We start from the raw sequence: 25,542 nt of genomic DNA on the forward strand, positions 1-25,542 counted from the left end.
CTCGGGCGGAGAATCTCAAGCCTTCCGGGGCCCGGCCGCCCATCGCTCAGAAAAGGAGCGTACCGGCCGCCAGCAGGCCCAGCAGGATCGTCATGGCCGACTGGAAGATATAGGCGAAGGTGCGCGGTCCGAACTCGTTCTTGCCGATGCCGGGCACGTAGCAGGCCACCACGCCGAGCCGCGCCAGAAGTCCGAGCGAGGCAAGCAGGTTCACCCAGAAGGGAGAGGCCCCCGCCAGCACCGCCGCCACCACCGCCGCGGCGAAGGGGCCCATGCTGTCGACCGAGTTGTGATAGCTGCGGAAAAGCCGGAAGACCGGGTCGTCGTAATTGACCGGCGGCACGGTGCCCGGCGCATGGCCCGCCTTGGAAAGCCGCGGCGCGAGCAGCGCGCTCAGCACCTGGCAGAGCACCGCGAAAAGCGCCACCGACATGAGCGCGTGGGAATAGGCGGCCAGCGTCTCGGTCATCGGGCGTCGTCCTTCTGTGGCAGCCGCCGGGTCGGGCCCGGCGCCGGAAAGCGGGCCCCCTGAGGGACCCGGCGGGGGATCACTCGGCGGCCATCACCGTGGCGGTGCGGCCCGAGCGCTTGTGCTTGATGCGGTCCTCGATCTCGTCGCGGAAGTTGCGGATCAGGCCCTGGATCGGCCAGGCCGCCGCATCGCCGAGCGCGCAGATCGTGTGGCCCTCGACCTGCTTGGTCACGTCGAGCAGCATGTCGATCTCCTCGACCTCGGCCTCGCCGTGGACCAGACGCTCCATCACCCGCATCATCCAGCCGGTGCCCTCGCGGCAGGGCGTGCACTGGCCGCAGCTCTCGTGCTTGTAGAACTTCGCCAGCCGCCAGATCGCCTTGATGACGTCGGTGGACTGATCCATCACGATCACCGCCGCGGTGCCGAGACCCGACCGCTGCTCGCGCAGGTAGTCGAAGTCCATGATCGCGTCCTTCATCTCTTCGCCGCGGATGCAGGGCACGGAGGAGCCGCCGGGGATCACCGCCTTGAGGTTGTCCCAGCCGCCGCGGATGCCGCCGCAATGGGTCTCGATCAGCTCCTCGAAGGAGATCGACATGGCCTCTTCGACGACGCAGGGGTTGTTCACATGCCCCGAGATCGCGAAGACCTTGGTGCCGGCGTTGTTCGGACGCCCGAAGGAGGAGAACCAGTCCGAGCCGCGGCGCAGGATGGTCGGCACCACTGCGATCGACTCGACGTTGTTCACCGTGGTCGGGCAGCCGTAAAGGCCCGCGCCCGCCGGGAAGGGCGGCTTCATGCGCGGCATGCCCTTCTTGCCCTCGAGGCTCTCGATCAGGGCGGTTTCCTCGCCGCAGATATAGGCCCCTGCCCCGTGGGTCAGGTAGATGTCGAAGTCCCAGCCCGAGCCGGCGGCGTTCTTGCCGACGAGACCCGCGTCATAGGCCTCGTTGATGGCGCGCTGCAGGGCTTCCTTCTCGCGGATGTATTCGCCGCGGATGTAGATGTAGCAGGCATGGGCCTGCATCGCGAAAGAGGCGATCAGGCAGCCCTCGATCAGCGTGTGCGGATCATGTCGCATGATCTCGCGGTCCTTGCAGGTGCCGGGCTCCGATTCGTCGGCGTTGACGACCAGATAGGCCGGGCGCCCGTCGCTTTCCTTGGGCATGAAGGACCACTTCAGCCCGGTCGGGAAGCCCGCGCCGCCGCGGCCGCGCAGACCCGAGGCCTTCATCTCCTCGACGATCCAGTCGCGCCCCTTCTTGATGATGTCGGCGGTGCCGTCCCAATGGCCGCGCGCCTGCGCGCCCTTCAGGGAACGGTCGTGCATCCCGTAGAGGTTGGTGAAGATCCGGTCCTGATCCTGCAGCATCTCTCAGTCCTTGTTCTTCTGGCGGTCCCGCCAGAGGCCATAGATCAAAAATATCGCGTATCCGAAGGCCGCCAAGGCGGCGAGATCGAAGAACGCGCGGGTGCGCAGGCTCCAGCCCATCTGCACCCCGAGGGCGGTGGCCGCGATCCAGAACAGCCCGGTTCCGGCAATGAGCAGGGCGATCGCCCGCCCGCGCCGTGCCTGGTTTTCGCTCTGCATCGCGGCCTCCGGCCCGGGTTAGTACACGTCGCCCTTGTCGACGCGCTTGGAGAACTCGGTGTCGCCGCCCGAGGCCAGGATCTTGGCCTGCGCCACCCAGTCGTCGCGGGTGACCCGGCCCTTGAAGCCGGTGAGGTTCTGGTTGACCCAGTTGACCTCTTCCTCGGTCCAGCCGGCGATCTGGTCGAAGTGGTAGAAGCCGAACTCGTTCAGGGTCTTCTCCAGCTTCGGCCCGACGCCCTTGATCTCCTTGAGGTTGTCGGGCTTGCCGTCACGCGCGCCCGACAGCGTCTCGGGTTTGGTTTGCGGGGCCTCGGGATCGAGGCTCTGGGTGGTGCGGGCCTCCTTGTCGGCGCCGGCCTCGGCGCCATGGGCGATGGGCTGGCCCTGCGCGGGGCCCGTCTCGCCGCCCTCGCCCTTGTAGCTCCAGTTGCCCTTGCGCTCCGAGAGGTCCTTTTGTCCCGGCAGCTCCTTCGAGGGCTTGACCCCGCCGGCCTCGCTGCCGGTCTTGGTGCCGGCCTGGGCGGCGCCCGCGGCGGCCGGGGCCGCGGCGGCGGCGGCAGGCTGGGCCGCGGGGGCAGAGGGCGCCTCGGTGCTGCCCGGGGTCACCCCGGCGCTGCCCGGCGTCACGCCCGCGGTGCCCGGCGTCTTCGGCCCGCGCTCGGAGCCCGGCGTCACCTCGCCCGGGCGGGTCAGCGGGGCGCAGAACATCCAGCTGAACAGAAAGCCGAGGAACACGAAGGACAGCCCGCCCAGGAAGATCGACCCGATCCACCCGGTGCTGCCCACGACGAGCAACATCACGAAGGTCACGAAGCCGACCCCCGCCGCAAGAGCCCAGCATCCCGTCTGGCAGCTCACCGTGTTCCGTTCTGCACTCATGTTCTCACTCCCTGTCCGTGTTATTCGGGCGACACGACCCTTTCGTCGCCCTCTTTAACACGCCCAGAAGACTACGTCTTGTCCCCGGAAGCCAAGGATTTAGCCTGCGCGACCCAGTCGTCACGGCTGACCCGGCCCTTGAAGCCCTCGAGGTGGTCGTCGACCCAGGCGACCTCTTCCGGCGACCAGCCGGCGATCTGGTCGAAGTGATAGAAGCCCATCTCGTTCAGGAGCCCGGCGAGCTTCGGCCCGACGCCGCGGATGCGGGTGAGATCGTCGGCCTCGCCGCCACGCGGCTTCTCGAGCTGCTCGGGCTTGACGCCCTGCTCGGCCTCGGCGGCCTTGGCGGGGGCGGCGGCCTTCGGATGCGCGGTGCCCTCGGCGGGCGCCTCGCGGCGGTCGATGCCGGTGTCGTCCACCGGGCGGCCGCCGGCCTTCTCGGTGCCGCGGCTGTCGACCTGGGCGGTGCCGTCCTTCTTGCTGAAGTCGTGCCAGGGCGCCTCGAGTTTCACCTCGCTGCCGTCGATCCGCTTGACCGTGTCGCCGATGCTCACCGCCAGTTCGACCGAGGCGTTCTGCGGGTGCCGGTCGGCCTCGTGGTCCTTCAGCGAGGTCAGCCCCATCGCGGGCTCGGAGGCGTAGCGGCCGGTCTGCGGACCCGGCGTCGGCACCTCGCCCTTGGTGATGGCGTCGAGAATCTCGCCGAAGCGCTCGGCGGTCAGGTCCTCGTAGTAATCCTTGCCGATCTGGGCCATGGGCGCATTGGCGCAGGCGCCGAGGCATTCCACCTCTTCCCAGCTCAGCTTGCCGTCTTCGGAGGTCTCGAAGGGCTTCTTGGCGATCTTGTCCTTGCAGACCGCGATCAGGTCCTCGGCGCCGCAGATCATGCAGGAGGTCGTGCCGCAGACCTGGATATGCGCGACCGAGCCCACCGGGGCGAGCTGGAACATGAAGTAGAAGGTCGCCACCTCGAGCGCGCGCATATAGGCCATGTCGAGCATCTGCGCGACATGTTCGATCGCCGCCCGGCTCAGCCAGCCTTCCTGCTCTTGGGCCCGCCACAGCAGCGGGATGATCGCGGAGGCCTGGCGGTCCTTCGGGAACTTGGTGATCTGCGTCTCCGCCCAGGCCTGGTTCTCGGGCGTGAAGGCGAAGCTTTCCGGTTGCTCGTGGTGCAGTCGTCTCAGCATGGCTATCTTTCCGTCTCTCCGGCGGCGCGGTGGCGCGCTTGGGCCGGCTGGTGTCCCGGGATCAGGCCTCGGCCGCCGCGTCCGCGTCCGCCTCGGGGGCGGCGGGCTCGGCGGGCGTGCAGGGGCCGGTCTTAAGCCGGATGCCCCCGTTCGAAAGCCGCGCCGCGGCGCCGGTGTCGACCCGGAAGGCCGCCATTTCCTGCGCCTGCGCCCGGCTCAGCCCGGTCTGGATCTCGACCGCCTGGTAATCGCCCTCGTCCACGAGATCGCAGCCGATGGTCGCCATGGCGCTGTCGAAGTTCGCCACGTCGGTCTCGTCGGTGCCCTCGGGCGGGGTTTCGCAGGCCGCCAGGAGCGTCACCGCCCCCAGTGCAAACAGGCGTTTCATGTCAGCGTCCCTCGTTCTTCTGTCGCGGCTGTTCCGCCGCTTCTGGCGTTGCGCCCGCCTCCGGGCATGGGCCCCGCGCTGCCGCCCGGGGCCGCCGCGATCAGCGGTCCACCTCCCCGAACACGATGTCGAGCGAGCCCAGCACCGCCGAGACATCGGCGAGCTGGTGACCCTTGCAGAGGTGGTCCATGGCCTGCAGATGCGCATAGCCCGGCGCGCGGATCTTGGCGCGGTACGGCCGGTTGCTGCCATCGGCGACCAGGTAGACGCCGAATTCGCCCTTCGGCGCCTCGACGCAGGCATAGACCTCGCCCTCGGGGACGTGGAAGCCCTCGGTGTAGAGCTTGAAGTGATGGATCAGCGCTTCCATCGAGGTCTTCATCTCCGACCGCTTCGGCGGGGTGACCTTGCCGCGCGCCAGGATGTCGCCCTGGTTCTCGGGCAGGCGCAGCTTCTCGATGGCCTGTTCCATGATGTGCACCGACTGGCGCATCTCTTCCATGCGGATCAGGTAGCGGTCGTAGCAGTCGCCGTTCTTGCCCACCGGGATGCGAAAGTCGAACTCGTCGTAGCATTCGTAGGGCTGGCTGCGGCGCAGGTCCCAGGCCATGCCGGAGCCGCGCACCATGACGCCCGAAAAGCCCCATTCCTGGGCCTCTTCCTGCGAGACGATGCCGATGTCGACGTTGCGCTGCTTGAAGATCCGGTTCTCGGTCAGGAGCCCGTCGATGTCGTCGAGGACGGGCATGAACTCCTTGCACCAGGTCTCCATGTCGTCGAGCAGCTCGGGCGGCAGGTCCTGGTGCACGCCGCCGGGCCGGAAGTAGGCCGCGTGCAGGCGCGCGCCCGAGGCCCGCTCGTAGAAATACATCAGCTTCTCGCGCTCTTCGAAGCCCCAGAGCGGCGGCGTCAGCGCGCCCACGTCCATGGCCTGCGTGGTGACGTTGAGAAGGTGGTTCAGAACCCGGCCGACCTCGCAGAAGAGCACCCGGATGAGCTGCGCCCGGCGCGGCACCTCGGTGCCGGTCAGCCGCTCGATGGCCAGGCACCAGCCGTGCTCCTGGTTCATCGTGCCGACGTAGTCGAGCCGGTCGAAATAGGGCAGGTTCTGCAGGTAGGTGCGGCTTTCCATCAGCTTCTCGGTGCCGCGGTGCAGCAGCCCGATATGCGGGTCGCAGCGCTCGCAGATCTCGCCGTCGAGCTCGAGCACGAGGCGCAACACGCCGTGCGCCGCGGGGTGCTGCGGACCGAAGTTGATGTTGAAGTTGCGGATCTTCTGCTCTTGCGTCTGAGCGTCGTCGAACCCTTTGGAGCCGTCCATCACTTCGCCCCCTCTTCGGCTTTCTCATCGCCCGGTAGCACGTATTCCGCGCCTTCCCAGGGGCTCATGAAATCGAACTGGCGGTATTCCTGCACCAGGCTCACCGGCTCGTAGACGACGCGCTTGCGCTCTTCGTCGTAGCGGACCTCGACGTAGCCGGTGGTCGGGAAGTCCTTGCGCAGCGGGTGGCCGCGGAAGCCGTAGTCGGTCAGCAGGCGGCGCAGGTCGGGGTGGCCCGAGAAGAGGATCCCGAACATGTCGAAGATCTCGCGCTCGAACCAGTTGGCCGAGGGGTGCACCGTGACGATCGAGGGCACCAGGTCCTCTTCGCGGATCGCGACCTTCAGCCGGATGCGGTGGTTCTGGTGCATCGACAGGAAGTGGTAGACCACGTCGAAGCGCTTGGCACGCTCGGGGTAGTCGACCGCGGTGATGTCGATCAGCGTGGAGAACCGGCAGGTGGGTTCCTCCTTCAGCCATTCGACCAGGCCGCGGATGTTGGCGGCGGCGACCTGCATGGTCAGCTCGCCCTGCGTCACTTCCCAGGAGACGACGCAATCGGGGCGCTTGGCCTCGATGTAGCCGCCGAGTTCCTGCATTTCGCTGCTCATGGGCGGGTCTCCTTCAGCGTGTCAGCGTGCCGGTGCGGCGGATCTTCCGCTGCAGCGCCATGACCCCGTAGAGCAGCGCCTCCGCGGTCGGCGGGCAGCCGGGCACATAGACGTCCACCGGCACCACCCGGTCGCAGCCGCGCACGACGCTGTAGCTGTAGTGGTAATAGCCCCCGCCGTTGGCGCAGGAGCCCATCGAGATCACGTAGCGCGGCTCGGGCATCTGGTCGTAGACCTTGCGCAGCGCCGGCGCCATCTTGTTGGTCAGCGTGCCCGCGACGATCATCACGTCGGACTGGCGCGGGCTGGCGCGCGGCGCCACGCCGAAGCGCTCGAGGTCGTAGCGCGGCATCGAGGTCTGCATCATCTCGACCGCGCAGCACGCCAGGCCGAAGGTCATCCAGTGCAGCGAGCCGGTGCGCGCCCAGTTGATGATGTCCTCGGTCGAGGTCAGCAGGAAGCCCTTGTCGGTGAGCTCCCGGTTGAGGTCCTGAACGGCGACGTCGCGGTCGGCGGCGGCCTTGTTCGCGCCTGTCATCACTCCCATTCGAGCGCCCCTTTCTTCCATTCATAGGCGAAGCCGATGGTGAGAACCGCGAGGAACACCATCATCGACCAGAAACCCGCCATCGAGATGTCCTGGAAGCCGACGGCCCAGGGGAACAGGAAGGCGATCTCGAGATCGAAGATGATGAACAGGATCGACACCAGGTAGAAGCGCACGTCGAACTTCATGCGTGCGTCGTCGAAGGCGTTGAACCCGCATTCATAGGCCGAGAGCTTCTCGGGGTCGGGGTTGCGCACGGCCAGCACCAGAGCGGCGAGGATGAGCACCAGGCCCAGGCCGATGGCAATGGCGAGGAAAACGAGGATCGGGAGGTATTCCCTCAGCATCTCTTCCACGGGGGTCTGTCCTTTCCATTCGCTGGCCGGAGAGCCTACGGATTACGGCGCGGATCACCGGTTGCTAGTCGGTCTTGCCACCATCTATCCGCGCCGCCATGGGGGGTCAACGGGGCGCGGCGAAGTGCCGGGGTCCCCGGTGCCCCCCATCGGGGCGCGGCGCTCCGGGCGCGGCGCGCGGCCTGTGCCTGCCGCCGGGGGCTCTGCGCCTGGGCGCGGGGCCACGGGCAGGCCGGCGGGCGCGGGCCCGGTGTCGTCGTGGCGGAAGCATAACAGACCACCCGGCGGCGGAGCAAAGAGGTGGGACGGCGGGGCGATTCCGTGACGTGGCGGCGGGGGTCGCGGCCGCGCGGGTGCCGGGTTTTTGATCGTTTAGCGTGGAGTTTGGGGGCTGTGGTGCCTCCTTAGGCCATCGGATGGCGTTCCATCACCCGTTGCGTCGGAAGAGCAGCGCTCCCCTGCCCCGCCTTACGCGCCGAGCCGGACGTCCGTTCAGTCCCCACCCATGCGCGACCAAACATCCCCCCTGCCCCGCCCGCCCAAACAAAAATGCGCCCGCCGAAGCGGACGCATTCTTGCACTCAATCGCGCGCGGAGGGTCTTCACCCGCGGCTCATTCCCCTGACCGCGGATCACCGCGGCGCGATCACTGACCACTTGCACAATTGTCCCGCGAACAAATCGGGAGTCCGCGGATGTCCGAGACCCGGACGTCACTGGTCCAACCCATCGGGCCGCCCGGAGCGTCCTACCCGCGCTTGCCCGCACATTGGACAAGGCTGGAGGCCCGGCACACCGACCCGCACTGACACTATACCACACTCGTTAAGGCCATTGTTTCCCTGGCCGGTCACTCGTCACGCCCCTGCGCTCCATACGCCACGCTCCGGGGCTCACCGTTTCAGGGTTCGCCGCCGGGACACCCCCGCGTCCCGGCCGGCTCCCCGGCGCGCCGCTCCGTCACACTCGGACCGGCGCGCGCCGCCGGAAGACCTCTCATCTATCTCCCGGCAGGGATGACACTAGCAGCTCGCCCGCGGCGCTTCATGGCAACGGGAGCATAGGAAACGCGCATTTCGGATCGCCGACCTATCCCTTCGGATAGGAATGTGGGCGGCAAGGGGCCGCGAGGCCCGGCGGAGGCGGATTTCCTTTAAGCTTCAAAGGGTCACGGGCGCCCGAATGCGAGGTGCGCCGCGAATCTGGCGCGGCGCACGCGGGCCCGCAGGTGACAGCGCCGCAGGCAAAGAGGCACGGCGCGCGGGGCCCCGCAGACGACAACGCCGCACCCCGAGGGGCGCGGCGCAGCTCTTAGCATGGCTCCCGGCGCTCGAGCGCTCTCAGCCCCCGGCCCAGCGCGGCTTGCGCTTGTCGAAGAAGGCGGTCAGCCCCTCCTCGGCCTCCGCCGTCTCCCAGCGGTCGGCCAGCGCGTCGATCGCCATGTCGACATCCGCCTCCGAGACCCGGCCCGCCAGCGCGGCGAGCAGCGCCTTGGCCTCGGCCACGGCCCCCGGTGCGCAGGTGAGATAGGGCGCGACCTCGGCCTCGACCGCGGCATCAAGCGCCTCGGGCGCCACCACGTCCTTCAGGAGGTTCAGCCGCACGCCTTCCTCGGCCGGGAAGATCCGCCCGTTCATGAAGATCTCGCGGGCCTTCGCGGCGCCCATCTTGGCCACCACGTAGGGGCCGATGTTGGCGGGCAGGAGCCCCAGCCGCACCTCGGTCAGCCCGAGCTTGGCGCCCACCACCCCGATCGCCGCGTCGCAGACCGAGATCAGCCCGACGCCGCCGCCGAAGGCATTGCCGTGGATGCGCCCGATCAGCGGCTGCGGCAGACGCGCCAGCGCGCCCAGCGCCTCGGCGATGCGGCGGCTTTCGCGCTTGCGCGTCGCGGCGTCCATCTCGCGCTGTTCGCGCATCCAGGCCAGGTCGCCCCCGGCGCAGAAGGTGGGCCCTTCGGCGGCCAGGATCACGACCCGGACCTCGGGGTCGCGGGCCAGCGCCTCGGCGGCCTCCACGAGCTCGGTCATCATCTGCGCCGACATCGCGTTGTGTTTCTCGGCCCGCGCCAGGGCCAGCGTGGCCACGCCGCGCGCGTCGCGGCTGACATTCACCAGGTCTGCCAAAGTCCTCTCCCTTACGTCTTCGCGCCCGCGGACGCCTGCCGCAGCCCGCGCGCGATCTCGGCCGCCTCGGCGATGCGCGCGAGGTCGAGCCCGGTCTCATAGCCCAGTTCCGCAAGCCGCGCCGCGACCGTCTCGGTTGCCACGTTGCCCTTGGCGCCGGGCGCATAGGGGCAGCCGCCGAGCCCGCCGACCGCCGCGTCGAAGACCCGGAGCCCGCGCGCCAGCGCCACCTCGATGTTCTCGACCGCGCGGCCCGATGTGTCGTGGAAATGCCCGGCGAGCCGCGCCGCCGGCATCTCCTCCAGCACCGCGCCCAGCATGGCGTCGACCGCCTCGGGGCGGCCCTGCCCGATGGTGTCGCCGAGGCTCACCTCGTAGACGCCCATCTCGCGCAGCGCAGCGGCGACGCGGGCCACCGCCTCGGGCGCCACCGGCCCGTCGTAGGGGCATTCGACCACGCAGGAGATATAGCCCCGGACCGGCAGCCCGGCCGCGCGCGCCGCCTCGGCAACCGGGGCGAAACGCTCCAGGCTCTCGGCGATGCTGGCGTTGATATTGGCCTTGGAGAAGCCCTCCGAGGCCGAGCCGAAGATCGCCACCTCGTCGGCGCGGGCGGCCAGCGCGCCCTCGAGCCCCTTCATGTTCGGCGTCAGCGCCGCGTAGGAGACCCCCGGCGCGCGCCGGATCGCGCCCAGCACCTCGCCGGAATTGGCCATCTGCGGCACCCACTTGGGGCTCACGAACGAGGCCACCTCGATGCGCCGGAAGCCCGCCGCGCTGAGGCAGTCGATCAGCCGCACCTTGTCGGCGACGGAGATCTCGCCCTTTTCGTTCTGCAGCCCGTCGCGCGGGCCGACCTCGAATATCTCGACCGTCTCGGCCATGGCTCAGCCCTCCCAGGCGGGGTAGAAATCCTTGGCGTAAAGCCGCGCGCCTTCGCCCGGCAGGCTCGCTGCGAAGGCGGGCCGCGCGGTCATCCGGGCATACCAGGCCGCGAGCCGAGGGAAGTCCTCGATCGGCGCGAAATGCCGCGCCATGTAGATCGCCTGCGCCACGCCGATGTCGGCGGCGGTGGCGCGCCCGGCGGCCAGGTGGTCGCGCCCCTCGAGCCGTGCCTCGAGCGCGGCGTAACATTTGCCGAGCCGCGCCGCCTCGAGCTTCATCACCACCGGCGAGCGCATGGCGTCCTCGTAGAGCATGATGTGCTGCTGGGTCAGCGCCGCGGCGTGCTGGCTGAGGGTCTCGGCGAAATGCAGCCAGATCAGCCAGTCGGCCCGGCCCTCGTCGCCCGGCGCGACGCCCAGCCCCGCCTCTGGGAAGCGCTCGCAGAGGTATTCGGCGATGGCGCCGGTCTCGAAGAGGATCTCGCCGTCGATCTCGAGGCTCGGCACCCGGCCCGCGGGCGACAGCGCCAGGTAGTCCGGCGCGCGCAGGCTCTTGTCGAAGGGACGCTCCACCACCTCGAAGTCGAGGCCCAGCTCGTGCAGGAGCCAGAGCGTCCGCATCGAGCGGGTCTGGGGCGCGTGGTGCAGCCGGATCATGCCGCCGCCTCGCCGTCCTCTTCGAGCCGCAGAAGCGCGGCGCCGGCCTCGACCTGGTCGCCCTCGGCGACCATGACCTCGGCCACGGTGCCGGCGCGCCCGGCCTTGAGCCCGTGCTCCATCTTCATGGCCTCCAGCACCGCGAGCCGCTGGCCCGCCTCGACCGCGTCACCGGCGGCGACCAGCACCTGCGCCACCCGGCCCGGCATCGGCGCCTCGATCACATCGGCGGAATGCGCGGCGGCGGCGCGGGCCAGCGGGTCGACCACCTCGAGCCCGATGCCGTGATGGGCAAAGACGGTGATCCGCTCGCCGTGGCGCACGCCGCCCTGGGCGGGCATCCCGTCGAAGCGCCAGGCGTGCCCATGGCGTTCGGCCAGGACCGTGGCGCCGGGCAGCTCGACCTCGATCCGGTCGGCGCCGCGAGCACGCAGGTAGACGACCAGGTCCTCGCCGCCGCGCTTCAGCACCAGGCGCTGCGAGAGCGGCTGCCAGAGCGCGAAGCCCTGCTGCGGGGTCGCGGGACCGTCGAGGCCCGCCGCGATCAGCGCTGCCTCGGCCAGATGCGCCGCCGCCAGTTCCGGCACCTCGGTCAGCGCCTCGAGGTCGCGGTCGATCAGCCCGGTGTCGACATCGCCGGCCGCGAAGCCCCGATGCGCGGCCAGCGCGCCCAGGAAGGCCAGGTTGGTGACCGTGCCCGCCACCTCGGTCTCGGAGAGCGCGCGCGCCAGCCGCCGCAGCGCGATGGCGCGGGTCGGGCCCTGGGTGACGATCTTGGCGATCATCGGGTCGTAATATGGGGTGATCACGTCGCCCGAGCGCACCCCGGTATCCGAGCGCGCGCCCTCGGGAAAGCGCAGGTGATCGAGCCGCCCGGTCGCGGGCAGGAAGCCCTTGGGCACGTCCTCGGCGTAAAGCCGGGCCTCGAAGGCATGACCCTGAAGCGGGATCTCCTCCTGGCCCAGCGGCAGCGGCGCCCCGGCGGCGACGCGGAGCTGCCATTCCACCAGGTCGAGGCCGGTGACCGCCTCGGTCACCGGGTGTTCGACCTGCAGGCGGGTGTTCATCTCCATGAAGAAGAACCCGTCGGGCGAAAGCCCGCCCGAGCCGTCGACGATGAACTCCACCGTGCCCGCGCCCTTGTAGCCGATGGCCTCGGCGGCGCGCACCGCGGCGGCGCCCATGGCGGCGCGCATCTCGGGCGTCATGCCGGGGGCCGGGGCTTCCTCGATGACCTTCTGGTGGCGGCGCTGGAGCGAGCAGTCGCGTTCATAAAGATGCACCGCCGAGGTCCCGTCGCCGAAGACCTGCACCTCGATGTGGCGCGGCTTGGTGACGAATTTCTCGATCAGCACGGCGGCATTGCCGAAGGCGCCCTTGGCCTCGGCCCGGGCCGAGGCCAGCGCCTCGGCGAAATCGCCCTCGGCCTCGACCTTGCGCATGCCCTTGCCGCCGCCGCCCGCGACTGCCTTGATCAGCACCGGGTAGCCGATGCGTCCGGCCTCGCGCGCCAGGAGCGCGTCGTCCTGGTCGGCGCCGTGGTAGCCCGGCACCACCGGCACGCCGGCCTCTTCCATCAGCGCCTTGGCCGCGTCCTTGAGGCCCATGCGCCGGATCGCATCCGCCGAGGGGCCGATGAAGGTCAGCCCGGCGGCCTCCACCGCCTCGACGAAATCGGGGTTCTCGGAAAGGAAGCCGTAGCCCGGATGGATCGCCTCGGCGCCGCTTGAGAGCGCGGCCTCGATGATGCGCTCGCCGTCGAGATAGCTTTCCGAGGGCGCCGGCGGGCCGATATGCACCGCCCGGTCGGCCAGCGCGACGTGCCGCGCGTCGCGGTCGGCGTCGGAATAGACCGCCACCGTGCCCACGCCCATGCGCCGGGCGGTCTCGATCACGCGGCAGGCGATCTCGCCGCGGTTGGCGATCAGGATCCTGTCAAACATCCGCGCCGCCTTTCCCTTGCTTGTGCCAGTGGTTCCGCGCGCCGGATCGGGTCTCGTTGATCATCATCGGGGCCCTCCTCACATCCGGAACACGCCGAAGCGCGTGTCCTCGATCGGCCGGTTCAGCGCCGCGCGGAGCGAGAGCGCCAGCACCTCGCGGGTCTTGCGCGGGTCGACGACACCGTCGTCCCAAAGCCGCGCCGAGGCATAAAGCGGGTGCGACTGGCGCTCGAACATCTCGATGGTGGGGCGCTTGAACTCGGCCTCGGCAGCCTCGGACCAGCTTTCGCCGGATTTCTCCATCGCTGACCGCTTGACCGTCGCCAGCACGCCCGCGGCCTGTTCGCCGCCCATGACCGAGATCCGGCTGTTGGGCCAGGTCCAGAGGAAGCGCGGGCTGTAGGCCCGGCCCGCCATCCCGTAGTTGCCCGCCCCGAAGGAGCCGCCGACCAGCATGGTGATCTTCGGCACGCTGGTGGTAGCCACGGCGGTCACCATCTTGGCGCCGTGCCGGGCGATGCCCTCGTTTTCGTATTTCCGCCCGACCATGAAGCCGGTGATGTTCTGCAGGAAGACCAGCGGGATCTTCCGCTGCGAGCAGAGCTCGACGAAATGCGCGCCCTTCTGCGCGGCCTCGGAGAACAGCACGCCGTTGTTGGCGACGATGCCCACCGGGCAGCCCTCGACATGGGCGAAGCCGGTGACCAGCGTGTCGCCGAAGCGCGGCTTGAACTCGTCGAAGCGCGAGCCGTCGACGACGCGGGCGATGACCTCGCGGATGTCATAGGGCGTGCGCAGGTCGGCGGGCACCACGCCGAGGATGTCCTCGGGGTCGTAGGCGGGCGGCTCGGGGCTTTCCCAGCGCACGCCCGCGGGCTTGTCGCGGTTGAGCCCGGACACCGCGCGGCGGGCAAGCGCCAGCGCGTGGTAGTCGTCCTCGGCGAGGTAGTCCGCGACGCCCGAAAGCCGGGTGTGCACGTCGCCGCCGCCCAGGTCCTCGGCGCTGACCTCCTCGCCGGTGGCGGCCTTCACCAGGGGCGGGCCGGCGAGGAATATCGTGCCCTGGTCCTTCACGATGATCGTCACGTCGGACATCGCCGGCACATAGGCGCCGCCGGCGGTGCAGGAGCCCATGACCACCGCGATCTGGGGGATGTTCTTGGCGCTCATCTGGGCCTGGTTGTAGAAGATCCGCCCGAAGTGGTCGCGGTCGGGGAAGACCTCGTCCTGGTTGGGCAGGTTAGCCCCGCCCGAATCCACCAGGTAGATGCAGGGCAGATGGTTCTCCTCGGCGATCTCCTGGGCGCGCAGGTGCTTCTTGACGGTCATCGGGTAATAGGTGCCGCCCTTCACCGTGGCGTCATTGGCCAGGACCATGCAGTCCTGCCCAGAGACCCGCCCGATGCCCGCGATGGCGCCCGCCGCGGGCGCGGCGCCGTCATACATGTCATGCGCCGCCGTGGCGCCGACCTCGAGAAAGGGCGAGCCGGGGTCGAGCAACCCCGCCACCCGGTCGCGCGGCAGCATCTTGCCGCGGTCGAGATGGCGCTGGCGCGCCCGCTGGCCGCCGCCCGCCGCGGCCTGGGCCGCCGCCTCCTCGACCACCCGCAGCGCCTCGAGATGGGCGGCGCGGTTGGCCTTGAACTCCTCCGATCCGGCCATCGCCTGGGATTGCAGTTTCACGACCGCTCCTCCTTGGTCTCGGCCCGGGCCCGGGCCTTCAGTTCCTTGCGGATCACCTTGCCCGTGACCGTCATCGGCAGGGCATCGAGAAAGGCGACCTCGCGGGGGTAGAGATGGCTGGCGAGCCGCGCCCGGACCCAGCCTTTCAGTTCTTCGGCCAGCCCTTCCGTCTCTGCGCCGGGGCGCGGGACGACATAGGCCTTCACGATCTCGCCGCGGATCTCGTCGGGCTTGCCCACGACGCCCACCGTGGCAACGGCGGGATGGGTGAGCAGGCAGTCCTCGATCTCGGCGGGGCCGATGCGGTAGCCCGCCGAGGCGATCACGTCATCCTCGCGCCCGACGAAGCGCAGGTAGCCGTCCTGCCAGGTGCCGCGGTCGCCGGTCAGCATCCACTTGCCGCGGAACTTGGCCGCCGTGGCGCGAGGATTGCGCCAGTATTCCAGCATCATCGCCGCCGAGCCGCGCTTGACCGCGATGTCGCCCTCGCCCTCGGTCTCGAGGCCCTCGGCGTCGATCACCGCGAGCCTGTGGCCGGGCACCGGGCGGCCGATGGCCCCGGGCTTCGGCTCGAAGAGCGCCGCGCAGGAGGAGGCCACCATGTTGCATTCGGTCTGGCCGTAGAACTCGTTGATGGTCACGCCCAGCGCCTCGCGGCCCCAGGCCAGCATCTCGGGGCCGAGCGGCTCGCCGCCCGAGGCGACCGAACGCAGGCCGGGGATCGTGGCGCCCTCGGCCTTGAGCATGCGCAGGACGGTGGGTGGGAAGAAGACGTTCTTCACCCCCGCCTCGGCGCAGATCCGGGCGCAGTCGGCGGGTGTGAACTTCGCCGTCCGCGCCGCGACCACCGGCACGCCCAGCGCCAGCCCGGGCATCAGCACGTCGAAGAGCCCGCCGATCCAGGCCCAGTCGGCCGGCGTCCAGAGGACGTCGCCGCGCTGGCCGAGGAAATCGTGGCTCATCTCCACGCCGGGCAGATGGCCGGTCAGGATGCGGTGGCCGTGCAGCGCGCCCTTGGGCCGCCCGGTGGTGCCGCTGGTGTAGATCAGGACCGCCGCGTCGTCAGGTTCGGTCGGCACGCCGGCCTTGGTGCCGCCGGCGTGGCGCGGCAGGCTCTCTCCGGTGACGAGCCCCAGCCCGAAGCCCGCGAGCGCCGCCTGCCCCTCGGCGTCGGTGACCACCACGCCCAGGCCCGAATCGTCGATCCGGGTCTCCAGCGCCTCGCGGCCGAAGAGCTTGAACAGCGGCACCGAGATCGCGCCGAGCCGCCAGGCCGCGACATGCGCCGCCGCGCAGAGCGGCGATTGCGACAAGAGCACGCCGACCCGGTCGCCGCGCATCACGCCCTTCTCGATCAGCGCCACCTCGACCCGTCGCGACAGCTCCCAGAGCTGGCCGTAGGTCACGTCGCGCCGCCCGCCGCCGGAGAGGTCGATCAGCGCGATGCGCTCGGGCTCGACCGCCGCCCAGCCGTCGCAGACCTGATGCGCCAGGTTCAGCTCTTCCGGCAGGTCCCAGTGGAACCCGGCGAAAAGCGCGTCATAGGGGCGTTTTCGCAGCATCAGCTCAGCCGCCTTCCGGCCCGACCTGGCGTTCCAGCCCGCCGAAGCGGTTGACGTAATAGGTGTAGTGCCGCGCCGGGTCGTGCGGCTCGGACCCGCAGATCACCACCAGCCAGCCCGCCCCCTCGGGCGCGGGCCGCGCCCGGCAGTCCGACGGCGCCCCGGGCCCGGTGCCCGCCGCGCGCCGGTCGGCCAGGTAGCGCTCGGCATAGGCCGCGATCACCTCGGTCTCGGAGACATTGGCCACGAGCCAGCCCTGCCGCCAGCCGAAGAGGCCGGCGAGCGCGACGATCAGCGCGAAGGGCAGGAACAGGGCCCATCTGGGCATCACCCCATCGCCGCCATGAGCTCTCGGCCGACCAGCATCCGCCGGATCTCGGAGGTGCCGGCGCCGATCTCCATGAGCTTGGCGTCGCGGAAGATGCGGCTCACCGGGGTCTCGTTCATGAAGCCCGCCCCGCCCATGGCCTGCACCGCCTGATGCGCCTGTTTCATCGCCTCCTCGGAGGCATAGAGGCAGCAGGCGGCGGCGTCCTGGCGGGTGACCTCGCCGCGGTCGCAGGCCTTGGCGACCTCGTAGACATAGGCGCGCGCCGAGTTCATCGCCGTGTACATGTCGGCGATCTTGCCCTGCATGAGCTGGAACGACCCGATGGGTTTGCCGAACTGCTTGCGCTCGGCCAAATAGGGCATGATCTCGTCGAGGCAGGCGGCCATGATGCCAAGCCCGATGCCCGCCAGCACGACGCGCTCGTAATCGAGCCCCGACATCAGCACCTGCACCCCGCGGCCCTCTTCGCCGAGGACGTTCTCGAAGGGCACCTCCACGTCCTCGAAGACCAGCTCGGCGGTGTTCGAGCCGCGCATCCCGAGCTTGTCGAAATGCGGGCTGGTGGAGAAGCCCTTCATCTCCTTCTCGACCAGGAAGGCGGTGATGCCCTTGGAGCCCGCGTCGGCGTCGGTCTTGGCATAGACCACCAGCGTGTCGGCGTCGGGGCCGTTGGTGATCCAGTATTTCGAGCCGTTCAGCACGTAACGGTCGTTGCGCTTCTCGGCGCGCAGCTTCATCGAGACGACATCCGAGCCCGCGCCCGCCTCGGACATGGCCAGCGCGCCGACATGTTCGCCCGAGACCAGCCGCGGCAGGTAGTGCTTGCGCTGCTCCTCGTTGCCGTTGAGCCGGATCTGGTTCACGCAGAGGTTGGAATGCGCCCCGTAGGACAGCGAGACGCTGGCCGAGGCGCGGGCCACCTCCTCGATGGCGACGGTATGGGCCAGATAGCCCATCTCGGCGCCGCCAAACTCCTCCTCGACGGTCACGCCCAGAAGGCCCAGCTCGCCCATCTCGCGCCAGAGCTCGTTGGGGAAGGCATTGGTCCGGTCGATCTCGGCGGCCAGCGGCTTCACCCGCTCCTGCGCCCAGCCGTGCACCGTCTCGCGCAGGGCGTCGACATCCTCGCCCAGGTCGAACTTCATCACCGCGTTGAACATCGGCCTGCCTCCTCCCGGCATTTATTGAACAACCGTTCTATTCCCTACTCCCCCGGCCCCGGTCCCGTCAATGGCCCCGGAACCTCGGCCCCGGGGGCAGGGTTGCATGGGAAGCACCTGATCGAAAGGATTTCCACATGGCAACCGACCTCAAGGATATGTTCTGGAAACGCATGGATGACGTGCAGGCGGGGCTGCTCTCGGCCGCCGGCGAGCGCCCGGTGCCCATGGCGCCGCATGCCGACCGCGACGAGAAGGCACTGTGGTTCATCACCGCCCGCGGCTCGGCCGCCGATCGCGCCGGGCACAGCGGCGACGACGCGAGCTTCCAGGTCGCCGATCCGAAGGCGAACCTCTATGCCAACCTCGACGGCAAGATCACCATCGTCGACGACGGCGACAAGCTCGACGAGATCTGGAGCGCCGTGGCCGGGGCCTGGTTCGAGGACGGCCGCAACGACGAGGCGGTGCGCCTGGTGAAGTTCACCCCGCACGAAGGCGAGGTCTGGGCGACCGAGAAATCGGCCGGGTTCCTCTACGAGATCGCCCGCGCGCAGGTCTCCAACCACACGCCCGACGCGGGCGAGCACGGCCGGCTGGCGTTCTGATCGCCGCCGCTGAATGGTTCAGAGAGAAGGCCCGGTCCGGCGCGACCGGGCTTTTTCATTAGGGGGAAGAGGGTGTGCGGGCTGGCGCTGAAGGGGGCCGGGACCGTCCGGCTTTCTCAGCCGGCCTTGGTTGGCGGACCTCGGCGCGGGAGAGCTGCCAACGCGGGGCGCACCGTCAGTCTGGCACCCGGATACGCGACCACCAGCCGCCGGGCAGATGCCCTGCCCCGCCCATCTCTCCGCTCCCACAACCGCCCATCACGGCGCCAACGCGGCGATCTCCTCGTGCAGGATGCGGGCGATGAGCTGGCAGTCCTCGACCGTGAAGGTCAGCGGCAGCCGCAGGTCCATCAGCCCCTTCAGCACCCGGTCGGTGCGCCGGAGCGGCAGCGGCGCGGCGTAGTGCCAGTGATCGTAACGCGAGGTGAAACCGCGCGGCGTCTCGGCGCCGAACCACTTCAGCTCCACGCCCCGCGCGCCCGCGCGGCTCACCAGCTCGGCCAGCCGGTCCTCGGGCCAGTCCAGCGCCAGGAACTGGAAGCTCGACCCGACGAACGCCTCGGCCTCGGGGCGATGCGGCAGGGTGATCCCCGGCGCGCCCCAGAGCCCGGCCTCGAGCGCGCGGTAGCGCTCCAGCCAGTCCGCCGCCCGCGCCTCGAGCCGCGAGAGCTGCGGGCGCAGGATCGCCGCGCGCAGGTTGTCCATCCGCCCCGAGATGTTGGGCACCTCGTAGCGCAGGTTCTCGAAAGCCTCGGGCCCCGGCGCGGCGAGGTGGCGCTCATACAGCATGTAGCTGCCCGACAGCAGGATCATCCGCGCCGCCAGCCCCTCGTCGTCGGTGATCAAGAGCCCGCCCTCGCCGGAATTGGCGTGTTTGTAGGTCTGGGTCGAATAGCAGCCGATCACCCCGTGCCGCCCCGAGGGCACACCGTTCCAGCGCGCGCCCATGGTATGGGCGCAATCCTCCACGAGGATCAGCCCGGCCTCGCGGCAGACCTCGGTCAGCCGGTCCATGTCGGCGATATGGCCGCGCATATGCGAGAGCATCAGCACCCGCGCCTCGCCCGCCTTTTCGGCCAGGTCGTCGAGGTCGATGGTCAACTCCTCGGTGGTCTCCACGAAGACCGGCCGGGCACCCAGCGCGGCGATGGCGCCGGGCACCGGGGCCAGCGTGAAGGCATTGGTCAGGACCGGCTCGCCCGGCCCCACGCCCAGAGCGCGCAGCGCCGCGCCCAGCGCGTAGCCGCCCGAGGCCACCGCCAGGCAGTAGCGCGCGCCGGTCAGCGCTGCGAAGTCCTGTTCGAGAAGCGCGGCCTCGCCCAGCTCGCCCTCGGCGAGGTTGTAGCGGTGCAGCCGCCCGTGGCGCAGAACCGCGAGCGCGGCCTCAATCCCTTCCTCGGGGATGGCCTCTTGCTGGGTGAAATTGCCGGTAAACCTGTCGCTCATGGCGCCCGAGAACACGCGCAAACGCAGCCCGCGTCAATCGCTCATGCGGCGCCGAGCAGGCGGCCTGCAGTCGCGGGCAGCTCGTCGAAATGGTCGATCACCGCCTCGGGCAGGAGCCGCGAGATGCCGCGCCCCTCGGGGCCGAAGCCCACCAGGATCGAGGGCAGCCCCGCCGCGCGGGCGGTCTCGCGGTCGGTCTCGGTGTCGCCGACCAGGCAGGCGCGCCCCGCCGTGCCCCCGGCGGCGGCGATGGCCGCGTGCAGGGGCGCGGGATCGGGCTTGCGCACCGGCAGCGTGTCCGCCCCGATGAGCGAGGCGAAGGCCCCGCGTACGCCCAGTTCACGCAGGAGTGCCTCGGCCAGGGCCTCGGGCTTGTTGGTGCAGATCCCCACGGCGAAGCCCTCGGCCGCCAGCCGCTCCACCGCCGCCATGGCGCCTGGATAAAGCGTGGTGTGGACGGCGATGCGCGCGCCGTAATGCTCCAGCAGGCGCGAATACCAGCGGTCGACCTCGGCCTCATCCGAGCTGCCGGCGCGCTCGAGACCCAGCCGCAGCATCGCCCGCCCGCCGCGGAAGGCGGTCAGCGCGTCGCCCTCGGGGTCGAGCCGCGCGGCGAGTTCCATCTCCGCGAAACAGGCATTGGCCGCGGCGATCAGGTCGCCGCTCGTGTCGGCCAGCGTGCCGTCCAGGTCGAAGATCACCGTGCGCATGTTTCCGCCCTCTTGTCACAGCCCGACACAACCCGTGATGGAGAATGCCTTGCTGCCATGAGCCGTCCGGTTAAAACGGGCCCGGTGTCAAAGCAAAGAGATTTTTTATGAGCATTGCCCTCGTCATTCTGGCCGCCGGCAAGGGGACCCGGATGGACTCGGACCTGCCCAAGGTCCTGCACAAGATCGGCGGCGCGCCGATGCTGCATCACGCGATGCAGGCCGGCGCCAGCCTCGAGCCCGAGCGCTGCATCGTCGTCGCGGGCCATGGCGCCGAGGCGGTCACCAAGGCGGCGCGGGACTACGACCCCGACTGCGAGGTGGTGATCCAGTCCGAACAGAAGGGCACCGGCCATGCCGTGGCCCAGGCCGAGGCGGCGCTGGCCGATTTCGACGGCGACGTGATCGTGCTGTACGGCGACACCCCCTTCATCAGCCACGAGACGCTCGAGGCCATGGCGGAGGCGCGCGGGCGCTCGGACGTGGTGGTCCTGGGCTTCGAGGCGGCAGACCCGGGCCGCTACGGGCGGCTCGTCACCAACGGCGACCACCTCGAGAAGATCGTCGAGTTCAAGGATGCGACCGAGGCCGAACGCGCCATCACGCTGTGCAACTCGGGCGTGCTCTCGGCCGATCGCGCGACGCTTTTCGGGCTGATCGGCAAGACCGGCAACGACAATGCCTCGGGGGAATATTACCTCACCGACATCGTCGCGCTGGCCCGCGCCGAGAACCTCAGCGCCACCGCGGTGACCTGCGCCGAGGCCGAAACCCTGGGCATCAACTCGCGCGCCGAGCTGGCCGAGGCCGAGGCCGCCTTCCAGGCCCGCGCCCGCGCCGTGCTGATCGGTGACGGGGTGATGATGCAGGCCCCCGACACCGTCTTCCTGAGCTTCGACAGCGTCATCGGCCGCGACACCGAGATCGAGCCCAACGTGGTCTTCGGCCCCGGCGTCACCGTGGAAAGCGGCGCGCACATCCGCGCCTTCAGCCACCTCGAAGGGGCGCATGTCTCGCGCGGCGCGGTGGTCGGCCCCTATGCCCGCCTGCGCCCCGGCGCCGAGCTGGCCGAGGACGTGCATGTCGGCAATTTCGTCGAGATCAAGAACGCCTCGCTGGCCGAGGGCGCCAAGGCCAACCACCTGAGCTACCTGGGCGACGCCGAGATCGGCGCCGGCGCCAACATCGGCGCGGGCACGATCACCTGCAATTACGACGGGGTCTTCAAGCACAAGACCTCGATCGGCGCGGGGGCCTTCATCGGCTCCAACACCATGCTGGTCGCCCCGGTCAGCGTGGGCGACGCGGCGCTGACCGGCTCGGGGTCGGTCATCACCGAGAACGTGCCCGACGGCGCGCTGGCGCTCGCCCGCGCGCGCCAGGACACCAAGCCCGGCTACGGCAAGCGTCTGATGGAGATGCTGCGGGCCAAGAAGCGCAAACTTCAGGAAGGAGCACGCTGATGTGCGGGATCATTGGAGTCCTGGGCCGCCATGAGGTCGCGCCCGTTCTGGTCGAGGCGCTGCGCCGCCTCGAATATCGCGGCTATGACAGCGCCGGCATCGCGACCGTGCACGACGGCACGCTCGACCGCCGCCGCGCGGTGGGCAAGCTGGTGAACCTCTCGGACCTCCTGGTCCACGACCCGCTGCCGGGCAAATCCGGGATCGGGCACACCCGCTGGGCCACCCATGGCTCGCCGACCGAGGTCAACGCCCACCCCCACAAGGCCGGGCCGGTCGCCGTGGTGCACAACGGCATCATCGAGAACTTCCGCGCCCTGCGCGCCGAGCTGGCCGAGGACGGCCGCGGTTTCACCACCGAGACCGACACCGAAACCGTGGCGATGCTCTGCCAGAAATACATCGACGGCGGGATGAACCATGTCGCCGCCGCCGAGGCCACCATCGCCCGGCTCGAAGGCGCCTTCGCGCTGGTCTTCCTGTTCGACGGGCAGGAGGACCTCATGGTCGCCGCCCGCAAGGGCAGCCCGCTGGCCGTCGGCCACGGCGAGGGCGAGGTCTACGTGGGCTCCGACGCCATCGCGCTGGCGCCGCTGACCGACCGGATCACCTACCTCGAGGAAGGCGACCGCGCGGTTCTGACCCGCGAGACCGTGGAGATCCGCGACGAGGCCGGCAACCTGGTGAACCGCCCGGTCAAACAGGTGCGGATCGACGCCGCCCGCGTCGACAAGGCGGGCCACAAGCATTTCATGGCCAAGGAAATCGCCGAACAGCCGACGGTGCTGGCCAGCGCGCTCAACGCCTATCTCGACGGCGACCATATCAACCTGGTCGAGGGCGGGCTCGACCTGACCCGGGTCGAGCGGCTGACCATGGTCGCCTGCGGCACCGCCTTCTACGCCTGCCTCACCGCGAAATACTGGTTCGAGAAGCTCGCGGGCCTGCCCGTCGAGGTCGATATCGCCTCGGAGTTCCGCTACCGCGAGCCGCCGATCAGCCCCGGCACCACGGCGCTTTTCGTCAGCCAGTCCGGCGAGACCGCCGACACGCTGGCCGCCCTGCGCTACTGCCGCGACCGCGCCGACCGGATCCTGTCGGTGGTCAACGTGCAGGAAAGCTCGATCGCGCGGGAAAGCGACGTGGCCCTGCCGATCCATGCCGGCGCCGAGATCGGGGTGGCCTCGACCAAGGCCTTCACCTGCCAGCTCAACGTGCTGCTGCTCCTGGCGCTCGAGGCGGCGGTGCAGCGCGGGCGCATGACCCCCGAGGAGAAGGCCCGGCACCTCGCCGACCTGCGCGCCCTGCCCGGCGTCTTCAACGTGGCTCTGGAGCGCGACGCCAGCATCGCCGAGGCCGCCCGCGACATGGTCGAGGCCCGCGACGTGCTCTTCCTGGGGCGCGGGCTGATGTATCCGCTGGCGCTGGAAGGCGCGCTGAAGTTCAAGGAAATCAGCTATGTGCACGCCGAGGCCTATGCCTCGGGCGAGCTGAAGCACGGGCCGATCGCGCTGATCGACAACAGCGTGCCGGTGGTGGTCATGGCGCCGCGCGACTCGCTCTTCGACAAGACCGTGTCGAACATGCAGGAGGTCATGGCGCGCGGCGGACAGGTGCTGCTGGTGACCGATGCGCCGGGCGCCGCCGAGGCCGCCGAGAACGTCTGGCGCAGCATCGTGCTGCCCGAGGTCTCCGAGGTGCTGGCGCCGCTCCTCTACGCGCTGCCGGCGCAGCTCCTGGCCTATCACGCGGCGGTGGCCAAGGGCACCGACGTGGACCAGCCGCGCAACCTGGCGAAATCCGTCACGGTGGAGTGAGGCCGGGGGGCCTCTGGGCTCTGGCCTCTGAGAGACAAGGAAAGCCCCTGGCGCCGTGGGATGCGACAGGGGCTTTTTCATCTGCGGGGCCAGGGGCTTGGCGGGGCGGCCCTACCGCCCTTTCCGCTCGGCCTTTCGACCGCACGGAGGGGCGTCTCGGTATGGGTCCACAGCGCAACGCGCTCGCCCTGCCCCTGACAAGCCCCGCCTTACGCGCCCTCGGCGCGGGTGTAGACCGTGACCTCGGGCAGATCGGTCAGCGCCACGCCCAGAAGCCGCATCGCGGGCAGCGAGAGGCGGCTGCCGCTGCCCTCGGGCGCGGGGCGCAGCTCGACCTGGGCCGAGGTGCCGTCGGCCAGTTCCACCCGCCCCGGCGTCACCGCGTCGACCAGCGGCGTCTCGAGCCAGAACCCCGGCTCCGCCGGCGCCCCGAGCGAGACCACCACCGTGCCAAGCGCACTGTCCCCGGCCGATCCGGGCGCGGCGGCGGCGGCGCGCTCCTCTTCGCTGGTGGTGTCGAAGGCCTCGGCGCTGGCCGCCCCGGTGGGCGGCGCGGCGCGGGCCGGGCTCTGCGCCTCGGCGCCCGCTTCGGCCGAGGCCCCGGCGCTGCCCCCGGCGCCCGAGGCGCCGAAGCCCTCGACCTGGGAACAGCCCGCCAGGAGGCCGGCACAGAGAAGCGATGCGATGCGGATGGACTGCATGTGGATAGACCTTTGTCGTGCCTGTGACTCACCGCGGATACTTGCCCGCGTGACCGCGAATTACTAGGGTCTCACCATGACTCCCAAGCTCATCGATCCGTTCCATCGTCCGATCAGCTACCTGCGCGTCTCGGTCACCGATCGATGCGACTTCCGCTGCGTCTATTGCATGTCCGAAAACATGCAGTTCCTGCCCAAGAAGGAGCTTCTGACGCTGGAAGAGCTCGATCGCATGTGCTCGACCTTCGTGCGGCTCGGCGTCGAGAAGCTGCGCATCACCGGCGGGGAACCGCTGGTGCGTCGCGACATCATGACGTTTTTCCGCGCCATGACCCGGCATCTCGACGCGGGCGACCTGAAGGAGCTGACGCTGACCACCAACGGCAGCCAGCTCGAGCGCTTTGCCAAGGATCTTTATGACGCGGGCGTGCGCCGGGTGAACATCTCGATGGACACGCTCGACGAGGGCAAGTTCGCCGACATCACCCGTTGGGGCCGCCTGCCCCAGGTGCTGCGCGGCATCGACGCGGCCCAGGCCGCAGGCCTGCGGGTGAAGATCAACGCCGTGGCGCTCAAGGGCTTCAACGAGGACGAGCTCTTCCCGATGACCGAATGGGCGGCCGAGCGCGACATGGACCTGACCTGGATCGAGGTCATGCCGATGGGCGACATCGGCAACGAGGACCGCATCGACCAGTACTGGAAGCTCACCGACCTGCGGGCGCGGCTGGCCGAGGAGTACACGCTGACCGACCTGCCCGAGAGCACCGGCGGGCCGGCGCGTTACGTCCGGCTCGAGGAGACCGGCCAGAAGATCGGCTTCATCACGCCGCTCACCCATAACTTCTGCGAGAGCTGCAACCGCGTGCGGCTGACCTGCACGGGCGAGCTGTTCATGTGCCTCGGCCAGGAGGACAACGCCGATCTGCGCAGCGCGCTGCGCAACCATCCCGGCGACGACGCGCCGCTGGAGGCGGCGATCCGCTCGGCGATCGACCGCAAGCCGCGCGGGCATGACTTCGATTATTCGCGCCAATCCGTCGACGGGCGGGTGTCGCGCCACATGAGCCATACGGGCGGCTGACCTTGC

25 protein-coding genes are annotated in these 25,542 nt (G+C 69.8%); 4 read left to right on the top strand and 21 right to left on the bottom strand.

The annotated features are described in order from the left end of the window. Positions 1–46: 46 nt before the first annotated feature. From LR948_RS02800 to LR948_RS02885, 18 genes are all read right to left on the bottom strand, one after another. Positions 47–469 carry an MAPEG family protein gene (locus LR948_RS02800; protein ID WP_232752401.1) on the bottom strand — a complete coding sequence of 141 codons (423 nt, stop codon included), beginning with the start codon at positions 467–469 and terminating at the stop codon, positions 47–49. A 79-nt stretch (positions 470–548) separates the two neighbouring features. Beyond that, entirely contained in the window at positions 549–1,847 is a 1,299-nt protein-coding gene (gene nuoF, locus LR948_RS02805; protein ID WP_232752402.1) for an NADH-quinone oxidoreductase subunit NuoF, read from the bottom strand. A gap of 3 nt (positions 1,848–1,850) precedes the next feature. Next, positions 1,851–2,066 (bottom strand): DUF5337 family protein, encoded by a 216-nt coding sequence (locus LR948_RS02810; RefSeq protein WP_232752403.1) that lies wholly within the window; start codon positions 2,064–2,066, stop codon positions 1,851–1,853. An 18-nt stretch (positions 2,067–2,084) separates the two neighbouring features. Continuing rightward, the gene (locus LR948_RS02815) at positions 2,085–2,948 is read right to left on the bottom strand and encodes an endonuclease (protein WP_232752404.1); all 864 of its coding nucleotides are present in this window, start codon (positions 2,946–2,948) and stop codon (positions 2,085–2,087) included. A 71-nt stretch (positions 2,949–3,019) separates the two neighbouring features. Beyond that, on the bottom strand, positions 3,020–4,138 hold the full coding sequence (locus LR948_RS02820; protein WP_232752405.1) for an NADH-quinone oxidoreductase subunit E: 1,119 nt from the start codon (positions 4,136–4,138) through the stop codon (positions 3,020–3,022). Between the two features lie 61 nt (positions 4,139–4,199). After that, complete coding sequence (locus LR948_RS02825) at positions 4,200–4,526, bottom strand: hypothetical protein (RefSeq protein WP_232752406.1); 327 nt, start codon at positions 4,524–4,526, stop codon at positions 4,200–4,202. A 100-nt stretch (positions 4,527–4,626) separates the two neighbouring features. Further along, positions 4,627–5,847 carry an NADH-quinone oxidoreductase subunit D gene (locus tag LR948_RS02830; protein WP_232752407.1) on the bottom strand — a complete coding sequence of 407 codons (1,221 nt, stop codon included), beginning with the start codon at positions 5,845–5,847 and terminating at the stop codon, positions 4,627–4,629. Beyond that, positions 5,847–6,458: an NADH-quinone oxidoreductase subunit C gene (locus LR948_RS02835; RefSeq protein WP_232752408.1), complete on the bottom strand. Its 612-nt coding sequence runs from the start codon at positions 6,456–6,458 to the stop codon at positions 5,847–5,849. The genes LR948_RS02830 and LR948_RS02835 overlap by 1 nt, the downstream gene beginning before the upstream one ends. 13 nt (positions 6,459–6,471) lie before the next feature. Then, the gene (locus tag LR948_RS02840; RefSeq protein WP_232752628.1) at positions 6,472–6,996 is read right to left on the bottom strand and encodes an NADH-quinone oxidoreductase subunit B family protein; all 525 of its coding nucleotides are present in this window, start codon (positions 6,994–6,996) and stop codon (positions 6,472–6,474) included. After that, entirely contained in the window at positions 6,996–7,361 is a 366-nt protein-coding gene (locus LR948_RS02845) for an NADH-quinone oxidoreductase subunit A (protein WP_232752409.1), read from the bottom strand. Before LR948_RS02845 ends, LR948_RS02840 begins: the two co-directional genes overlap by 1 nt. 1,340 nt (positions 7,362–8,701) lie before the next feature. Beyond that, positions 8,702–9,487 carry a crotonase/enoyl-CoA hydratase family protein gene (locus LR948_RS02850; protein WP_232752410.1) on the bottom strand — a complete coding sequence of 262 codons (786 nt, stop codon included), beginning with the start codon at positions 9,485–9,487 and terminating at the stop codon, positions 8,702–8,704. Between the two features lie 11 nt (positions 9,488–9,498). Further along, positions 9,499–10,371, bottom strand: coding sequence for a hydroxymethylglutaryl-CoA lyase (locus LR948_RS02855; RefSeq protein WP_232752411.1), 873 nt, complete (start codon positions 10,369–10,371; stop codon positions 9,499–9,501). Positions 10,372–10,374: 3 nt separating this feature from the next. Further along, entirely contained in the window at positions 10,375–11,028 is a 654-nt protein-coding gene (locus tag LR948_RS02860; RefSeq protein WP_232752412.1) for a glutathione S-transferase family protein, read from the bottom strand. Next, complete coding sequence (locus LR948_RS02865; RefSeq protein WP_232752413.1) at positions 11,025–12,971, bottom strand: biotin carboxylase N-terminal domain-containing protein; 1,947 nt, start codon at positions 12,969–12,971, stop codon at positions 11,025–11,027. Before LR948_RS02865 ends, LR948_RS02860 begins: the two co-directional genes overlap by 4 nt. A 78-nt stretch (positions 12,972–13,049) precedes the next feature. Further along, the gene (locus LR948_RS02870) at positions 13,050–14,654 is read right to left on the bottom strand and encodes a carboxyl transferase domain-containing protein (RefSeq protein WP_370634850.1); all 1,605 of its coding nucleotides are present in this window, start codon (positions 14,652–14,654) and stop codon (positions 13,050–13,052) included. After that, a complete protein-coding gene (locus LR948_RS02875) occupies positions 14,651–16,216 on the bottom strand; it encodes an AMP-binding protein (RefSeq protein WP_232752414.1) in 1,566 nt (521 codons plus the stop codon). The genes LR948_RS02870 and LR948_RS02875 overlap by 4 nt, the downstream gene beginning before the upstream one ends. Positions 16,217–16,220: 4 nt before the next feature. Further along, a complete protein-coding gene (locus tag LR948_RS02880) occupies positions 16,221–16,544 on the bottom strand; it encodes a hypothetical protein (protein ID WP_232752415.1) in 324 nt (107 codons plus the stop codon). Next, complete coding sequence (locus LR948_RS02885) at positions 16,544–17,707, bottom strand: isovaleryl-CoA dehydrogenase (protein WP_232752416.1); 1,164 nt, start codon at positions 17,705–17,707, stop codon at positions 16,544–16,546. The genes LR948_RS02880 and LR948_RS02885 overlap by 1 nt, the downstream gene beginning before the upstream one ends. Positions 17,708–17,844: 137 nt before the next feature. On the opposite strand from LR948_RS02885, the gene LR948_RS02890 reads away from it, so the two are divergent. After that, complete coding sequence (locus tag LR948_RS02890) at positions 17,845–18,315, top strand: pyridoxamine 5'-phosphate oxidase family protein (RefSeq protein WP_232752417.1); 471 nt, start codon at positions 17,845–17,847, stop codon at positions 18,313–18,315. 258 nt (positions 18,316–18,573) lie between these two features. Here LR948_RS02890 and LR948_RS02895 read toward each other — a convergent pair whose 3' ends face one another. Both LR948_RS02895 and LR948_RS02900 read right to left on the bottom strand, forming a co-directional pair. Beyond that, the gene (locus tag LR948_RS02895; RefSeq protein ID WP_232752418.1) at positions 18,574–19,761 is read right to left on the bottom strand and encodes a DegT/DnrJ/EryC1/StrS aminotransferase family protein; all 1,188 of its coding nucleotides are present in this window, start codon (positions 19,759–19,761) and stop codon (positions 18,574–18,576) included. A 41-nt stretch (positions 19,762–19,802) separates the two neighbouring features. Beyond that, on the bottom strand, positions 19,803–20,471 hold the full coding sequence (locus LR948_RS02900; RefSeq protein ID WP_232752419.1) for an HAD-IA family hydrolase: 669 nt from the start codon (positions 20,469–20,471) through the stop codon (positions 19,803–19,805). Positions 20,472–20,578: 107 nt separating this feature from the next. On the opposite strand from LR948_RS02900, the gene glmU reads away from it, so the two are divergent. Together glmU and glmS are read left to right on the top strand one after the other, a co-directional pair. Beyond that, positions 20,579–21,934, top strand: coding sequence for a bifunctional UDP-N-acetylglucosamine diphosphorylase/glucosamine-1-phosphate N-acetyltransferase GlmU (glmU, locus tag LR948_RS02905; RefSeq protein WP_232752420.1), 1,356 nt, complete (start codon positions 20,579–20,581; stop codon positions 21,932–21,934). Beyond that, positions 21,934–23,751 carry a glutamine--fructose-6-phosphate transaminase (isomerizing) gene (gene glmS / locus LR948_RS02910; protein WP_232752421.1) on the top strand — a complete coding sequence of 606 codons (1,818 nt, stop codon included), beginning with the start codon at positions 21,934–21,936 and terminating at the stop codon, positions 23,749–23,751. The genes glmU and glmS overlap by 1 nt, the downstream gene beginning before the upstream one ends. A gap of 209 nt (positions 23,752–23,960) precedes the next feature. Here the strand turns inward: glmS and LR948_RS02915 are convergent, their stop codons facing one another. After that, positions 23,961–24,452 (bottom strand): D-galactarate dehydratase, encoded by a 492-nt coding sequence (locus LR948_RS02915; protein ID WP_232752422.1) that lies wholly within the window; start codon positions 24,450–24,452, stop codon positions 23,961–23,963. 76 nt (positions 24,453–24,528) lie between these two features. Here LR948_RS02915 and moaA point away from each other — a divergent pair, with 76 nt between their 5' ends. Continuing rightward, entirely contained in the window at positions 24,529–25,536 is a 1,008-nt protein-coding gene (moaA, locus tag LR948_RS02920) for a GTP 3',8-cyclase MoaA (RefSeq protein WP_232752423.1), read from the top strand. Positions 25,537–25,542: the final 6 nt, after the last annotated feature.

Source organism: Roseivivax sp. GX 12232, assembly GCF_021272185.1.
Classification (GTDB): Bacteria; Pseudomonadota; Alphaproteobacteria; order Rhodobacterales; family Rhodobacteraceae; genus Roseivivax.

What these genes read in the sequence shown, in the direction of transcription:
- LR948_RS02830 (WP_232752407.1), bottom strand. Translation starts at nt 5,847, where the DNA reads ATGGACGGCTCCAAAGGGTTCGACGACGCTCAGACGCAAGAGCAGAAG.
- LR948_RS02900 (WP_232752419.1), bottom strand. Translation starts at nt 20,471, where the DNA reads ATGCGCACGGTGATCTTCGACCTGGACGGCACGCTGGCCGACACGAGC.
- LR948_RS02840 (WP_232752628.1), bottom strand. Translation starts at nt 6,996, where the DNA reads ATGACAGGCGCGAACAAGGCCGCCGCCGACCGCGACGTCGCCGTTCAG.
- LR948_RS02800 (WP_232752401.1), bottom strand. Translation starts at nt 469, where the DNA reads ATGACCGAGACGCTGGCCGCCTATTCCCACGCGCTCATGTCGGTGGCG.
- nuoF (WP_232752402.1), bottom strand. Translation starts at nt 1,847, where the DNA reads ATGCTGCAGGATCAGGACCGGATCTTCACCAACCTCTACGGGATGCAC.
- glmU (WP_232752420.1), top strand. Translation starts at nt 20,579, where the DNA reads ATGAGCATTGCCCTCGTCATTCTGGCCGCCGGCAAGGGGACCCGGATG.
- LR948_RS02810 (WP_232752403.1), bottom strand. Translation starts at nt 2,066, where the DNA reads ATGCAGAGCGAAAACCAGGCACGGCGCGGGCGGGCGATCGCCCTGCTC.
- LR948_RS02885 (WP_232752416.1), bottom strand. Translation starts at nt 17,707, where the DNA reads ATGTTCAACGCGGTGATGAAGTTCGACCTGGGCGAGGATGTCGACGCC.
- LR948_RS02890 (WP_232752417.1), top strand. Translation starts at nt 17,845, where the DNA reads ATGGCAACCGACCTCAAGGATATGTTCTGGAAACGCATGGATGACGTG.
- LR948_RS02835 (WP_232752408.1), bottom strand. Translation starts at nt 6,458, where the DNA reads ATGAGCAGCGAAATGCAGGAACTCGGCGGCTACATCGAGGCCAAGCGC.
- LR948_RS02825 (WP_232752406.1), bottom strand. Translation starts at nt 4,526, where the DNA reads ATGAAACGCCTGTTTGCACTGGGGGCGGTGACGCTCCTGGCGGCCTGC.
- LR948_RS02875 (WP_232752414.1), bottom strand. Translation starts at nt 16,216, where the DNA reads ATGCTGCGAAAACGCCCCTATGACGCGCTTTTCGCCGGGTTCCACTGG.
- LR948_RS02915 (WP_232752422.1), bottom strand. Translation starts at nt 24,452, where the DNA reads ATGCAGTCCATCCGCATCGCATCGCTTCTCTGTGCCGGCCTCCTGGCG.
- moaA (WP_232752423.1), top strand. Translation starts at nt 24,529, where the DNA reads ATGACTCCCAAGCTCATCGATCCGTTCCATCGTCCGATCAGCTACCTG.
- glmS (WP_232752421.1), top strand. Translation starts at nt 21,934, where the DNA reads ATGTGCGGGATCATTGGAGTCCTGGGCCGCCATGAGGTCGCGCCCGTT.
- LR948_RS02895 (WP_232752418.1), bottom strand. Translation starts at nt 19,761, where the DNA reads ATGAGCGACAGGTTTACCGGCAATTTCACCCAGCAAGAGGCCATCCCC.
- LR948_RS02860 (WP_232752412.1), bottom strand. Translation starts at nt 11,028, where the DNA reads ATGATCCGGCTGCACCACGCGCCCCAGACCCGCTCGATGCGGACGCTC.
- LR948_RS02880 (WP_232752415.1), bottom strand. Translation starts at nt 16,544, where the DNA reads ATGCCCAGATGGGCCCTGTTCCTGCCCTTCGCGCTGATCGTCGCGCTC.
- LR948_RS02815 (WP_232752404.1), bottom strand. Translation starts at nt 2,948, where the DNA reads ATGAGTGCAGAACGGAACACGGTGAGCTGCCAGACGGGATGCTGGGCT.
- LR948_RS02865 (WP_232752413.1), bottom strand. Translation starts at nt 12,971, where the DNA reads ATGTTTGACAGGATCCTGATCGCCAACCGCGGCGAGATCGCCTGCCGC.
- LR948_RS02855 (WP_232752411.1), bottom strand. Translation starts at nt 10,371, where the DNA reads ATGGCCGAGACGGTCGAGATATTCGAGGTCGGCCCGCGCGACGGGCTG.
- LR948_RS02820 (WP_232752405.1), bottom strand. Translation starts at nt 4,138, where the DNA reads ATGCTGAGACGACTGCACCACGAGCAACCGGAAAGCTTCGCCTTCACG.